The sequence below is a fragment of the Streptomyces sp. NBC_01304 genome (assembly GCF_035975855.1).
Classification (GTDB): Bacteria; Actinomycetota; Actinomycetes; order Streptomycetales; family Streptomycetaceae; genus Streptomyces.
This window is the reverse complement of the sequence record NZ_CP109055.1, coordinates 2190752-2203960: the sequence shown is the minus strand read 5'-3', so window position 1 is coordinate 2203960 and position 13209 is coordinate 2190752. Positions and strand designations below refer to the sequence as shown.

Sequence of the window (13209 nt, the reverse complement as noted above, 5' to 3'; positions counted from 1 at the left end):
GCGACGGGCGCGCCCGCACGGCCTTGACCCCGGCCCTGGAGATCGGCGGCACCCACGTCGGCGCGGCCCAAGTCGCCTTCCCCGGAGCCGAGGTGAGCGCGCGCACCCGGCTCCCGCTCGGGCCCAGGGACCGGGCGCCCGAGGTGCTGGGCGCCGTGGTGCGGTGCGCCGCGGGCCTTGAGGCACCGGACGGAGCGGTTTGGGGCGTCGCCGTGCCCGGGCCCTTCGACTACGAGAAGGGCGTGGCCCTGTTCGCCGGGGTCGGCAAGTTCGACGACCTGTACGGCGTCGATGTGCGAGCCGTCCTCCTCGACGGGGTGTGGCCGCGCCCCGCCGACCTGGTCTTCCTCAACGACGCGCACGCCTTCACCCTCGGCGAGTGGCGGGCCGGGGCCACCCGCGGACACCGGAGGTGCGTGGGCATCACCCTCGGCACCGGGATCGGCTCCGCCTTCCTCGCGGACGGGGAACTCTGCCGGGAGGGTCCTGGCGTGCCGCCGGACGGCCGGATCGACCTGGTGACGGTGGCCGGGCGGCCGCTGGAGGACACGGTGTCGCGGCGGGCGCTGCTCGCCCGGTACGGCGACCCGGACGCGGACGTACGCGACCTCGCGGTGCGGGCGCGGGCGGGGGAGCGGCGGGCCCGCCTCGTCCTGGACGAGGCCTTCGTCGCGCTGGGCGGTGTACTGGCGCCACGCTTGCGGGAGTTCGGCGCCTCGGCGCTCGTCGTGGGCGGCGCCATGTCCGCCTCCTGGGACCTGGTGGGCCCCGCCCTGCGCACGGGCCTGGGTGCGACCGGGGTCCTGCTGCTCCGGTCGGCCCTGGGGGAGGACGCGGGGCTGGTGGGCGCGGCGGCGTATGCGGCGGGGCGGAGCTGATCAATCAGCCCGTCCGGCGTTTGAGGACACCGCCCGAAGGGCGGAAGGCGTCGCGGACTTACGGGAAGGGGCGGGGCGGGGAGAATCTGGACCGAGACCACACCGAGCGGAAGGACGAGAACGCCATGCCCGACCCAAGCACCCCCAGGGGCGGGCCCCCAACCCTGAGGGACGTCGCCGAACGCGCAGCGGTCAGCGCGATGACCGCCTCACGCGTACTGCGCGACGACCCCCGCGTACTCCCCGCCACAAGGGACCGCGTCCGCGCAGCCGCAGCGGAACTCGGCTACCGCCCCAACGCCCTCGCCAGAGGCCTGCGCCTGGGCCGAGGCACCGGCCTCGTGGGCCTCGTCGTCACCCACCTCGCCAACCCCTTCTACTCGCGTCTCGCCCTCGGCGTGGACGCGGTGACCGGCGCCCACGGCCTCAAGACCGTCATCGGCAACACCGGCCAGGACCCGGACGGCGAACGGGAGTTGGTGGAGGACCTGGTCTCCCGCAGGGTCGACGGCATCATCGCCGTGCCCGCCGGCGCCGAGCAGCGCCATCTCGCCACGGCCGCCGGGGAGGGCGTCCCCGTCGTCCTCGCCAGCCGCCCGCCCGTCGGCTTCGACGCCGACTGCGTCCTGGTCGACGACTTCGGCGGAGCGCGGGCTGCCACGGCCCGGCTCATCGAGCGGGGACACCGCCGGATCGGCTTCCTCGGGTCGCCGCCCACCGTCTACACGGGCACGGAACGGCTGCGGGGTTACGCCGCCGCCCTGGAGTCGGCAGGCCTGACGGTCGACGCGCGCCTGGTCCGGCAGGGTCAGACCGAACCCGACGAGGCGACCCGCGCGGCGGCCGGGCTGCTCGCGTCCGCGGACCCGCCGAGCGCCCTGTTCTGCTCCAACAACCGCAACACCATCGGGGCGTTCCGCGCCGTACGCTCGCACGCCGAGGACATCGCGCTCGCCGGGTTCGACGACTTCGAGCTGGCGGACGCGCTGGGGCTGCCGCTGACGTTGGTGGCGTACGACAGCGACGAACTCGGGCGGGCGGCGGGCCGCCTCCTGGTCGGCAGGCTCGCCGACAAGCGGGGGGCGGCCCAGCGGATTGTGTTGCCCACCAGCCTTGTGGAGTACGGGAGTTGAGAAGGTGCGATGCGAGCGCCGGGCTCAGCGCTTCACGTACGCGATCCAGAGCTGCCCTCGCGCGAAGCTCAGCCGCTCGCCGTCCGGGCTCGTGTACACCGTCTCGGCCCGCGCGTCGGGCCGCTCCCACTTCGCCTCGTACGCCCGCCCGTCACGCAGCACCACGGCCGTGCCCGAGCCGACGGTCTCCGTGTACGGGGAGGAGTTGCCCCACCGGTCGTGGAAGCGCGAGTCGCGGACCCGCGTCTTCTGGACGACGACCGTGGCGGGCGCGAGCGCGCCGGCCGCGCCGTCCATCGCCACCTGCCAGCGCTTCTTCGCCGCGGACCAGGTGAAGGTGAACCGGGCCGAGGGGAAGCGGACCGTGCGCACTGCCGTGGGGGTGCCGCCCGGTGGGGGCGGGCCGAAGCGCAGGCCCGCCGGGGTGAGGTCGCGGGCGGTGATCGCGGGCTTCAGGCGGGCCGGGCGCAGATAGAGGTTGTGGGGGGCCGGCCGGTCGGCCGAGCGGAAGTAGGCACCGGAGGACCGTTCGGGCGGGCGCGCGATCAACTCCGCGTCGGCGATGAGGGGTTGGAGCTTGCCCTGCGCGCCCGAGTAGGCGAGGACCGGGCGGCCGTACTGGCCGAGCAGCGCCAGATCCGTCTCGCGGGCGCTGCGGACCGGGCCGATCACCGGCGGCAGATCCTCCGCCGCGTACACGGCCAGCAGCCTGCTCAGGCCCGACTCGACCTGCTCGACGTGAATGACGGAGGCTTCGGCGAGACCCGTGTGCGGGCGGGCCGGACCGACGTTGTCTATCTTCACGGCCAGGACGGTGCCGGTGACCCCGCCCTTGCCGTCCTCCTCGCCGGGGCCGGTGCCGCCCGGGCCGTTGCCCTCGATGGTGCAGCCGGTGAGCGCGGCGGCCGCGCTCCCGGCCGCCGCGCCGGCCGATCCCAGAAGAAACGTTCGACGCCTCATGGGGAAGGAGTACCCGGCGCACCCCTCCCTCAGGCCTCACCCGAGATCGAGCGCGTTGCGCAGACCGAGCCGGAAGCGGGTCCGGTCGATGCGCTTGAGCCCCTCGATCTCCGGCGGCCGGTACAGCGGGATCAGCTTGCAGCGCGGCGCGCTCGAACCCACGTTGTCCAGCAGGGCGTTGACCGCCTGGCGGGCGGAGGCGTTGGCGCCCTCCATCGTCGCGAGGTCGATGCTCACGGAGACGTAGTCACCGGCGAGGAAGAAGTTGGGGATCTTCGTGGCCGACGACGGCCGGTTGTGCAGCGTCCCGACCGGGTGGATCAGGAGCTCGTCCTCGTTCGTCGGGTTGGGCGTGCCGATGCCGTCGACGCCCGGGTCAAGGAACCACGAGTGCAGCACGGTGTCGCTCAGGACCGTCCTGCCGGTGTCGTTGAGGGAGGCCTTGAGCTGCGCCCACACCTCACGGGCGACCTCCTCGCGGGTGCACTGCTTGGCCGTCTTGCCGTAGAGGATGCCGGGCTTGTCCCACTCGGAGATGTCCACCGAGAGGCAGTCCTTGACCACGCCGTCCCCGTAGTCGGCCGGGAAGTCACGGCCGTCCCAGTGGTGGGCCTGGGCGATGGCGGTCAACGACCAGGGGGAATCTATGCAGTTGAAGTGGCCGCGTACGACCGGAGGCGTCTCGGTCAGATAGAACTGGATGCCCGTCATCCAGTCCGTCTCCAGCTTGTCGCACCGCGCCAACTGCGGGTCTGCCGCCTTGAGTTCGGCGCTCCAGGTGCGCCGGGCGTGCTCGACCGGCATCGCGGACACGTAGTGGTCGGCGCTGACGGGCTGCCGGGTGCCGTCCGGATCCTCGATGAGGGCCCCCGACACCCGTCCGTCCCCGCCCAGCTTCACCTCACGCACGGTCCAGCCGATGCGGAACTCGACGCCCAGGGACTTCAGATGGGTGACCCAGGGGTCGATCCAGGCCTCGTTGGTGGGCGCGTTGAGGATGCGGTCGGGCGGGCCGTCCGCGCCCTGGCCGAGCGCGTTGAGGACGAAGGCCTCGCCGAGCGTGCCGACGGTGCGGGTGGAGGCCTCCTCGGCCTTCGTCGCGACGATGTTGCGGGTCACGCCGATCGCGAGGATGCGCTGGTACTCCTTCGACATCTGCTCGGCGCGCACGAAGTCCCACCAAGGGGTCTTCTCCCAGGTGGAGTTGCGGCGCTCGTCGCAGCTGGTGAGGAAGACGAGCGCGCGGTTCACGAAGTACGCGGTCTCGTGCAGCGGCAGATTGAAGCCGAGCTCCAGGAATCCGGTCAGGGCCCGCTTGAGCTCGTCGAGCGTGAGCTTCTCGGGCTCGCCGCCGGTGACGTCGGGGATCGGCATCCGCAGGTCCTCGCGGCCGCCGCCCCGCGCGAACATCATCTCCTTGGGCGCGATCAGGTTGTCCCAGACGCCGTTGGCGTTGCCGGGGAACGGGATGCGCCGCATCGTGTCCGGGAGGTTGTGGTAGATCCCCGGAATGAACCGGAACCCGTGCTCCGCGGGCAGCGGTTTCCGGCCGCCCTTCGCGCTGTCCGGTACGTCCATGGAGCGGGCCTTGCCCCCGAGCGCGCGCCGCTCGTAGACGGTCACGGCGAAGCCCCGCTCGGCGAGTTCATGCGCGGCGGTCAGCCCGGCCACACCGCCGCCGAGGACGGCCACGGACTGCTGCGCCGGCTGCGCGGTGCCTGCCGCGGCACGGGCGGCCTGCGCCGTCCCGGCCCCCAGCGCCACCGCGCCCCCGGCGGCCGCCGCCCCCACCACGAACTTGCGCCGCGTACTGCCCACTTGAGCCATGGCCGTCCCCCTACCGTCGGTAACCCCTGGTGTCCGGCGGGAGCATATGAGGGAGGCGCAGGGCACGGAAGTGGCGGGCGCAAAGCTGTGGGGACATTGGCGCGAATGCGCGTCCGGCACCCCGCCGGTGTGGCAAATCAGCCCGTCCGGCGTTTGAGGACACCGCCCGGAGGGCGGAAAGCTCCGCAGGATTTAGGGAAGGGGCGGGGAGGGGCAAAAATGGCCCGTCCGGCGAGGACCGGGGCCCGGGGCAGCGCCCCGCGACCTCAGCGCCTCACCCTTGCCCCGGCGCCAAGATCTCGCCCAAGTCGTACTTGACCGGCTCCTCCAACTGCTCGTACGTACAGCTCGCGGGCACCCGGTCACCCCGCCACCGGCGAAACCGCGCGGTGTGCCGAAACCGCGTCCCCTCCATGTGCTCGTACGCCACCTCGGCAACCAGCTCCGGCCGCAGCGCCACCCAGGACAGATCCTTCTTCCCGGACCACCGGCTGGGCGCACCCGGCAGCCGCGCCGACTCGTGCGCCGCCTCATCGGTCCAGGCCGCCCAGGGATGCCCTTCGGCGGACTCCATGCGCAACGGCTCCAGCTCCGCGACGAGCTCCTCGCGGCGCTTCGCCGTGAACGCGGCGCACACCCCCACGTGCTGCAGCACCCCGTGGTCGTCGTACAGGCCGAGCAGGAGCGAGCCGACGACGGGGCCCGACTTGTGGAACCGGTAGCCCGCGACGACGACGTCCGCCGTGCGCTCATGCTTGATCTTGAACATGAGGCGTTCGTTCTGCCGGTAGAGCAGGTCGAGCGGCTTGGCGATGACGCCGTCGAGGCCCGCCCCCTCGTACTGCTCGAACCAGCCCTGCGCGACCTCGGGGTCCGTGGTCGCGGGCGCGATGTGCACCGGCGCGGTGACTCCGGCGAGGGCCGTCGTCAGGCGGGCCCTGCGGTCCGCCAGAGGGACGCCGAGGAGAGAGTCGTCGCCGAGGGCGAGGAGGTCGAAGGCCACGAACGACGCCGGGGTCTGCCCGGCGAGGAGCTTGATCCGGGACTGGGCGGGGTGGATGCGCTCGCTGAGCGCGTCGAAGTCGAGCCGGCCGTCACGGGCCACGACGATCTCGCCGTCCAGGACGCAGCGGCCCGGAAGCCGCTCCAGAAGCGCCTCGACCAGCTCGGGAAAGTACCTGGTCAGCGGCCTGCCGGTGCGGCTGGCCAGCTCGATCTCGGCACCGTCACGGAACACGATCGCGCGAAAGCCGTCCCACTTGGCCTCGTACTGCATGTCCGGCGGGATCTTGGCCACGGGCTTGGCCAGCATGGGCTTGACGGGCGGCATCACCGGTAGGTCCATGCCCCGATTCTGCGGGCTTCGGCCCCCATCCGCTCCCTGTCCGCAGCCCGCTTCTCCCGCTCCGCCGCGTTCCCTCTTCTCCCGCTCATTCCCCATATGCGGGCGGCGCCCCTTGGGCCTACGGTGGCGGGCATGGCCAAAGCTGCACCGGTGGAGCTCAAGGCAGGCGATCGGACCGTCCGGCTGTCCAGCCCGGACAAGGTGTACTTCCCGGAGCGCGGGTTCACCAAGCTGGATCTCGCGCAGTACTACCTGGCCGTCGGCGAGGGCATCACCCGCGCCCTGCGCGACCGGCCGACCACCCTGGAGCGCTACCCGGAGGGCGTGACGGGCGAGTCCTTCTTCCAGAAGCGCGCACCCAAGAACACCCCCGACTGGATCCCCACCGCCACCATCACCTTCCCCAGCGGCCGCACCGCCGACGAGATCTGCCCCACCGAACCGGCCGCCGTGCTCTGGGCCGCCCAGTACGGCACCTTCACCTTCCACCCCTGGCCGGTCCGCTCCGGCGACGTCGACCACCCCGACGAGCTCCGCATCGATCTCGACCCGCAGCCCGGCACGGACTACGCGGACGCGGTGCGCGCCGCCCATGAACTGCGCGCGGTCCTGGACGAGTTCGGCGGACTGCGCGGCTGGCCCAAGACCTCCGGCGGGCGCGGCCTGCACGTCTTCGTGCCGATCACACCCCGCTGGACCTTCACCGAGGTACGCCGCGCCGCGATCGCCTGCGGCCGGGAACTGGAGCGCCGCCTGCCCAAGGCGGTCACCACGGCGTGGTGGAAGGAGGAGCGGGGCGAGCGCATCTTCGTCGACTACAACCAGACGGCCCGGGACCGCACGATGGCTTCCGCGTACTCGGTACGCCCGCAGCCGCATGCCCCCGTCTCGGCGCCGCTGCGCTGGTCCGAGGTGGACTCCGCCGTGCCCGAGGACTTCGACATCGGCACGATGCCGGCGCGCTACGCCGAAGTGGGCGACGTCCACGCGGACATGGAGGACGAGGCCTTCTCCCTCGACGCCCTCCTCGAACTGGCCGCCAAGGACGAGAAGGACCGGGGGCTCGGCGACCTGCCGTACCCGCCGGAGTACCCGAAGATGCCGGGGGAGCCCAAGCGGGTGCAGCCGAGCAAGGCGAAGCGCGAGACGTAGTCCTTCGGCTCCCTTCGGCTCGCTCGTCCGGCGCTTTCAGGCCGGTGATTTCCGGGTGGGCCGGGGTGCCGAAGTCCGGGTGCGCCTGGACGCCGATATCCGGGTGCGCCGCGACAGCCGGCGCAGGGATGATCGACGTATGCCGATCACCGAAGTCTCGCCCGGAGTGTCCCTCGCGTACGAGACCTTCGGTGACCCCGCCGATCCGGCCGTCCTGCTCGTCATGGGATTCGGCACGCAGCTGATCGCCTGGCACGAGGACTTCTGCCGGGCCCTCGCAGACCGTGGCCGCCATGTGATCCGCTACGACAACCGCGACTGCGGGCTGTCCACCAAGTTCGACGAGCACCCCGTCGACCTGGGCCGGTTCATCGCCGCCGTGAGCTCGGGGGACATCGCGAGCGCCCTCGCGATGGTGCCCTACTCGCTCCAGGACATGGCCGACGACGGCCTCGGCCTGCTCACCGCGCTCGGGATCGAGCGGGCTCATGTGGTCGGGTCCTCGATGGGCGGCATGATCGCCCAGACGATGGCCGTCTCCCGCCCGGCGCGGGTCCTGACCCTGACGTCGATGATGTCCTCGACCGGCGAGCCCGAGTACGGCCGGGCCGCCCCCGAGGCCCAGGCGGTGCTCTTCAGCCCGAAGCCGGCGGACCGGGAGGGATACGTCGCGGCGGCCGAGAAGGAACTGGTGTGGGCCTCCAAGCGCTACGGCGACCCCGGTGACCTGCGCGAGCTGGCCGCCCGTAGCTACGACCGCGCCTACTACCCGGCCGGAGTCGGACGTCAGCTCGGCGCGATGATCCTCGGCGGCTCACGCGCGGACGCACTCCTTCAGCTCCGGGTGCCGACGCTGGTGATCCATGGACTGGACGACACGCTGATCGACCCCAGCGGCGGGAAACGCACCGCGGACCTGGTGCCCGGAGCGGAGCTCCTGCTGCTCCCCGACATGGGCCACGACCGGCCCCGTGAACTCTGGCCCGACATCATCGACGCGTTGGCGACGCACACCGGCTGAGCGCCGTCCGACCGGGCGCCGTCCGGCTGAGGGCCGCACCGACAACGGTGCCCCCACCCCGGCGCGGGGGAGGGGCACCGTCAACTTCCTCGCAGGTCAGGCCGAGGGAACGGCGATGGTCCGGAGCGGCTAGAGCTCCCTGATCCGGATGTCCCGGTACGAGACCACGTCCGTCACGCCATGCACCTGGAGCCCGATGTAGCCAGAGGCGTACCGCCGGCCGTCCGTGCCCGGATCGTCGGAGCGCGGCGGGTAGAACTCCTGCCCGCCCACGTTGTCGAACTCGTTGATCAAGGTGCCGTTCCGGTAGATCGAGTAGTGCTGGTCCACCACCTTGATCTCGTAGTCGTTCCAGGTGCCCTTGGGCGTCACACCCGCACCCGCGAGCCCGACCCGGTCGAAGCCGTAGAGCGAACCGGTCTTGTACATGTCGCCGTCGGGACGGTCGAGCACCTGCACCTCGTGCCCGTACTTGATCGCGACCCACTCCGGACGCGACTCCTCCGGATGGTCATGGACCTGCGGGAAGCGTACGAAGACACCGGAGTTGGTGTTTCCGTTGGCAGGGGCGTCGTCGCGCCACTGCAGCTTGAGCGAGAAGTCGTCGTACTTCCGCTCGGGGAACCAGAGCATTCCCATGCCCGCCACCTGCGTACTGCTGGTCATCGTCCCGTCGGCGTTGAGGCCGAACGAACCGCCGCCCACCTGCTGCCATTTGGCGAACGACGACTGGGTGCCGTCGAACAGGGACCGGTAGCCCTCGGTCTGGCCGGGCTTGCCGATGCCCGACGTCTCGGCGGCCGCGTAGATCGTGGTGTGCTCGCGCTGGTCGATGACGCCCTCCGCAAGGAGGCGGTCGAGCACCGTGTCGACGTGCTTGAGGAACAGCGCGTGCGACGACCAGTCCTTCTCGTCCTCGATCAGCTCACCGATGGTGCAGCGGGCCTTGGTCATGCGGTTCGGCACGCCGCTGTCGACCGACCCCACGAACACGGTGGCCCGCTCGTCGAACTCCGGGCAGTTGGGCGCCGGTACGCCGCCGCCCTCGACGACCGTGAAGGCCGTGGTCTTCGCCTCCGAGGTGTTGCCCGCCTTGTCGCTCGCCCGGTAGGCGACGGTGTGCCGACCCACGCGGTCCACGACCAGCGGGGCCGTGTAGGCGAGGTAGGGCGCGCCGTCAAGGGAGTACTCGATCTTGTCGAGCCCCGAGCCGCCGTCCTCGTCCTTCGCGGTGACGGTGGTGGTCGCCCTGCCGACGTACGCGCCGTCGGAGTTGACCGTGCCCGTCACCTTCGCGGACGTCTCCGGCGGCGTCTTGTCCACGGCGGGCGGTGCGACCACCGTGAACTCGACGTTCTTCTCGGCCGCGGCGTTGCCGGCCTTGTCGGTGGCGCGATAGCGGACCTTGTACGCGCCCGGGTCGTGGAACATCACCGGTGCCGTGTACGGCTGCCAGGCACCGGCGTCCCCGACCGCGTACTCGATGGTGTTGACCCCGGATCCGGCGTCGGACGCGGACACGGTGGCCGTGGCCATGCCGACGTACTGGCCCTGCTCGTTCTTCTCGCCGGTCACCGTCGCCGAGGTCTCCGGCGGCGTCTTGTCGTCCGTGGGCGGGGCGGCCACCGAGAACTCCGTGCTCTTCTCGGCGGCGACGTTGCCGGCCTTGTCGGCGGCCCGATATCTGATCTTGTGGCTGCCGACCTGGTTGACGACGACCGGGTTCGTGTACGGCTGCCAGGCACCGGCGTCCCCGACCGCGTACTCGATCTTGTCGACGCCCGAACCGCCGGTCTCGTCCGCCGCGGTGACGGTCACCGTGGCCTGGCCGACGTAGGCGCCGTCGGAGTTCTTCGTCCCGTCGACCTTCACGTCGGTCGAGGGCGCCGTGGTGTCCTCGCCGCCGCCCGCAGTGACAGTGAGGATGCCCTGCATCGTGCCGTGCCCGGGGATCGTGCAGTGGTACAGATAGCGCCCGGGCGTCAGCGTGACCTCGGCGGTGTGCTTGCCGCCCTGGTCGTCGCTCGGGTTGGCCAGGATGTTCAGCGGGACGTCGTTGTTGTACTCGGGATCGGACACGTCGAACGTCAGGGTGTGCGGCATCCCGGTCGTGTTGCCGGTGGCCGCGCTGTTCTCGAAGACGATCGTCGTGGGCCCCGCCACCGCCGTGGTCGGCGCCGACAGGTACTTGTCGATGGGGTCACCCGCGGTCCAGTTCAGCACCTGGGCCGCCACTGCCTTCTCCCCTTCGGGCAGGGCCTCCCGCCCGTACGCGGCCGGGACGCTCAGCCCGAGCAGCAACAACAAGAAGGCGAGCAATATCCGCCACGCGCGCGCGGCGCCCGTCCGTGGCATGCGGGATCTGCGTCTCACCGCTCCGCCTTCCTGGCCAGATCGGCCGTGCTCGGCGTCGGTCCGTGGCCCTCATAAGTGATCCGCCACAGCGCCGACTTGGTGTCCGAGGTGAAGAAGCCGCGCCCGTAATCGAGCACATAGAGGGCGCCATCGGGACCGAACTTCCAGTCCATGAGGTTCTTGATGCCGTCATTGCCGATCGGGATGATCTTCTTCAGGTTCTCGGCGTGCACCGGAAGGCCGCCCTTGCCGATGGTGTTCGGGTCCATCAGGACCGCGTGCCGGGGCTGGTCGGAGTCGTAGAAGTCGCCGACGAACCACTTTCCGTCCCAGTACGACGGCCACTTGCCGGCGCCCACCGAGTCGGGGTCGTAGCGGTAGACGGGCCCGTTCATCGCGGCCTGGCCGCCGCCCTTGAGCCACGGCAGCAGGAACTTCTGCTCCGCTTCCTTGTAGGAAGGGATGCCGTTCGCGTCCCTGGGGAAGTCGGGGCCGCCGCCCTGGGGCGAGTACCAGATGGTGTTGGACGTGACGGGCGGCAGTTTCACCAGGCCGTCGTTGTTCGGCGACTCGTTCTTCGGGGCGTTGCAGTCGTACCAGCCGAGGGGCTTGGTAGGGTCCGGCAGATTGCGGTCCCGGTACGGCTGCTTGTTGCCCATGCAGTACGGCCAGCCGTGGTTGCCCGGACCGGTGATCGCGGCGAATGTGTCGTACTTCGCCGGGCCCCAAGTGGTCGACGGGGCACCCGCGTCGGGGCCCACCCACCCCGCGTACAGAATGTCGGTCTTCTTGTCGATGGAGATCCGCGCGGGGTTGCGCACGCCCATCACATAGATCTCGCCGCGGGTCTTGCCGCCGCCCTCGTCCTGCTCCTCGCCGGTGAAGAGATTGCCCGCGGGGAGCGTGTAGGTGCCGTCCTGCTCCGGGTGGATGCGCAGGATCTTGCCGTTGAGGTTGTTGGTGTTGCCGGCGGTGCGCCGCGCGTCGGCGAAGGAGACGCCCTTGTAGGTGGGCTCGGGGTTGTTGCCCGAGTAGCCGTCGCTGAAGCGGCTTGAGTTGTTGTCGCCGGTCGCGATGTAGAGGTTGTTCTTGGAGTCCCAGGCCATGCCGCCGCCCGAGTGGCAGCAACTGTGCACCTGGACCGGCCACTTGAGCAGGACCTTCTCGGTGTTCACGTCCAGCTTGTTGGTGGTCAGGTTCATGGTGAAGCGGGAGACGCGGCGCTCGGCCATCTGTGTGTCGCGGTTGAGGCCGGAGTGCGGCGTGTAGTGCAGGTACACCCAGCCGTTCTCCAGGAAGCGCGGGTCCAGCTCGATGCCGAGCAGGCCCTCCTCGACCTTGATCAGCTCATCGCCGCCGCCCTTGTTGCCGAAGACGTTCAGCCAGCCCGCCTTGGTGACCTGGCCGGTCTTCGGGTCGTAGACGTGGATCTCGCCCTGGCCCTTGCCGATGTTCGGGTCGTTCCAGTCGGTCACCACGGGCTGCGAGGAGTCCGCGCCGCCCCGGCCGATGTAGATCACCCGGCCGTCCTTGGCGGTGACCAGGCCGTGCGGCTCGCCGATCTGGTCGTTCTGGCCCGGCTGGTTGGCCTTGGTGAGGCGCTCGGCACGGTAGTTGCTGTTGATCGTGGCCGTGCAGTCGGCCCGCTCCAGGCGGGTGGTCCACAGCAGGGCGCCGCGCAGGTGGGTGCGGAAGTCCGCCTCGGCGTAGCTGTCGACGGTGCCGCCCATGGCGGTGTAGAAGGAGCGGCCGCCGTCGTAGTCGCGGCACCAGGACACCGGGTGGTCCGCGCCGTTGGCGCCCTCGCCCGGGGTGTACGTCGCCTCGCGGACGCGCGCCACCGTGTGGACGTCGCCGGACGGGTTCTTGGTCCAGTTCAGCCACTTGTCGGGGCGCTTCCACTGCAGCGGCAGGGACTTGGTGGCCGGATTCTGCCGGTCGCCGACCTCCACGGTGGCCCGCTGCGAGGTGGCGCCGCTGCCGGCGGCCGGGCGGGCGCCGATCAGGCCGGTGAACCAGTCGGAGTAGGGCTCGGTGCGGGCCGCGTCGTGCAGGCCCAGGAAGCCGCCGCCGGCCTCCATGTACGCCTCCAGGCCCAACTCCTGATCGGCGTCGAGGACATCGCCGCCGCCGGTGAGGAACACGACCGCGTTGTACTTGCCGAGCTCGGCCTCATTGGTGAAGACGGAGCCGTCGTCGGTGGCAGTGATCTCGAACTGCTGGTCCGTCGGCCCCGACTGCCCGATCTTCTCGATGGCCTCGATCCCGGCATTGACCAGCGGCGACTCCTCGTTCGCGGAGGCGTGGAACACCAGCACCCGGACGTCCTTCCCGCCGGGCGGCGAGGGCAGGGACATCGTTGTCATGCCAGGCTCCGGATACGGCCGCGCGCTCGCCGGCGCCGAGGCGAGCAGCCCCGCCGTCAGCGTGCCCGCCGCGAGCCCGGCCGCCCAGATCCGCCAGGCGTTTCTCGGTCTGCGCCTGCTCAACCCTCGTAGATCCAAGGGCTTTTGATGCGGTGTGCGCCGCATGAGTTCA

The 13209-nt window shown here is 71.0% G+C and carries 10 protein-coding genes; 5 read left to right on the top strand and 5 right to left on the bottom strand.

Annotation, left to right across the window (positions count from 1 at the left end):
* The first annotated feature begins 23 nt into the window (after positions 1-23).
* Together OG430_RS09610 and OG430_RS09605 are read left to right on the top strand one after the other, a co-directional pair.
* On the top strand, positions 24-878 hold the full coding sequence (locus OG430_RS09610; RefSeq protein ID WP_327359023.1) for an ROK family protein: 855 nt from the start codon (positions 24-26) through the stop codon (positions 876-878).
* 125 nt (positions 879-1003) lie between these two features.
* Entirely contained in the window at positions 1004-2011 is a 1008-nt protein-coding gene (locus OG430_RS09605; RefSeq protein ID WP_327352012.1) for a LacI family DNA-binding transcriptional regulator, read from the top strand.
* A gap of 24 nt (positions 2012-2035) precedes the next feature.
* Here OG430_RS09605 and OG430_RS09600 read toward each other — a convergent pair whose 3' ends face one another.
* The 3 genes from OG430_RS09600 to OG430_RS09590 form a co-directional block, all read right to left on the bottom strand.
* Complete coding sequence (locus OG430_RS09600) at positions 2036-2971, bottom strand: DUF3048 domain-containing protein (protein WP_327352011.1); 936 nt, start codon at positions 2969-2971, stop codon at positions 2036-2038.
* A gap of 36 nt (positions 2972-3007) precedes the next feature.
* On the bottom strand, positions 3008-4798 hold the full coding sequence (locus OG430_RS09595; protein WP_327352010.1) for a hydroxysqualene dehydroxylase: 1791 nt from the start codon (positions 4796-4798) through the stop codon (positions 3008-3010).
* A gap of 274 nt (positions 4799-5072) precedes the next feature.
* Entirely contained in the window at positions 5073-6143 is a 1071-nt protein-coding gene (locus OG430_RS09590; RefSeq protein ID WP_327352009.1) for an ATP-dependent DNA ligase, read from the bottom strand.
* Positions 6144-6275: 132 nt separating this feature from the next.
* On the opposite strand from OG430_RS09590, the gene ligD reads away from it, so the two are divergent.
* A complete protein-coding gene (ligD, locus tag OG430_RS09585) occupies positions 6276-7295 on the top strand; it encodes a non-homologous end-joining DNA ligase (RefSeq protein ID WP_327352008.1) in 1020 nt (339 codons plus the stop codon).
* A gap of 139 nt (positions 7296-7434) precedes the next feature.
* Positions 7435-8316 (top strand): alpha/beta fold hydrolase, encoded by an 882-nt coding sequence (locus OG430_RS09580; RefSeq protein WP_327352007.1) that lies wholly within the window; start codon positions 7435-7437, stop codon positions 8314-8316.
* Between the two features lie 129 nt (positions 8317-8445).
* Here the strand turns inward: OG430_RS09580 and OG430_RS09575 are convergent, their stop codons facing one another.
* Together OG430_RS09575 and OG430_RS09570 are read right to left on the bottom strand one after the other, a co-directional pair.
* The gene (locus tag OG430_RS09575; RefSeq protein WP_327359022.1) at positions 8446-10671 is read right to left on the bottom strand and encodes an OmpL47-type beta-barrel domain-containing protein; all 2226 of its coding nucleotides are present in this window, start codon (positions 10669-10671) and stop codon (positions 8446-8448) included.
* Between the two features lie 14 nt (positions 10672-10685).
* Positions 10686-13037, bottom strand: a complete 2352-nt coding sequence (locus tag OG430_RS09570; RefSeq protein ID WP_442816460.1) for a ThuA domain-containing protein — start codon at positions 13035-13037, stop codon at positions 10686-10688.
* On the opposite strand from OG430_RS09570, the gene OG430_RS09565 reads away from it, so the two are divergent.
* Positions 13036-13185, top strand: a complete 150-nt coding sequence (locus tag OG430_RS09565; RefSeq protein WP_327352006.1) for a hypothetical protein — start codon at positions 13036-13038, stop codon at positions 13183-13185. The two genes, OG430_RS09570 and OG430_RS09565, sit on opposite strands and share 2 nt — an antisense overlap.
* Positions 13186-13209: the final 24 nt, after the last annotated feature.

What these genes read in the sequence shown, in the direction of transcription:
- OG430_RS09605 (WP_327352012.1), top strand. Translation starts at nt 1,004, where the DNA reads ATGCCCGACCCAAGCACCCCCAGGGGCGGGCCCCCAACCCTGAGGGAC.
- OG430_RS09600 (WP_327352011.1), bottom strand. Translation starts at nt 2,971, where the DNA reads ATGAGGCGTCGAACGTTTCTTCTGGGATCGGCCGGCGCGGCGGCCGGG.
- OG430_RS09595 (WP_327352010.1), bottom strand. Translation starts at nt 4,798, where the DNA reads ATGGCTCAAGTGGGCAGTACGCGGCGCAAGTTCGTGGTGGGGGCGGCG.
- OG430_RS09590 (WP_327352009.1), bottom strand. Translation starts at nt 6,143, where the DNA reads ATGGACCTACCGGTGATGCCGCCCGTCAAGCCCATGCTGGCCAAGCCC.
- ligD (WP_327352008.1), top strand. Translation starts at nt 6,276, where the DNA reads ATGGCCAAAGCTGCACCGGTGGAGCTCAAGGCAGGCGATCGGACCGTC.
- OG430_RS09580 (WP_327352007.1), top strand. Translation starts at nt 7,435, where the DNA reads ATGCCGATCACCGAAGTCTCGCCCGGAGTGTCCCTCGCGTACGAGACC.
- OG430_RS09575 (WP_327359022.1), bottom strand. Translation starts at nt 10,671, where the DNA reads ATGCCACGGACGGGCGCCGCGCGCGCGTGGCGGATATTGCTCGCCTTC.
- OG430_RS09565 (WP_327352006.1), top strand. Translation starts at nt 13,036, where the DNA reads ATGCCAGGCTCCGGATACGGCCGCGCGCTCGCCGGCGCCGAGGCGAGC.
- OG430_RS09570 (WP_442816460.1), bottom strand. Translation starts at nt 13,037, where the DNA reads ATGACAACGATGTCCCTGCCCTCGCCGCCCGGCGGGAAGGACGTCCGG.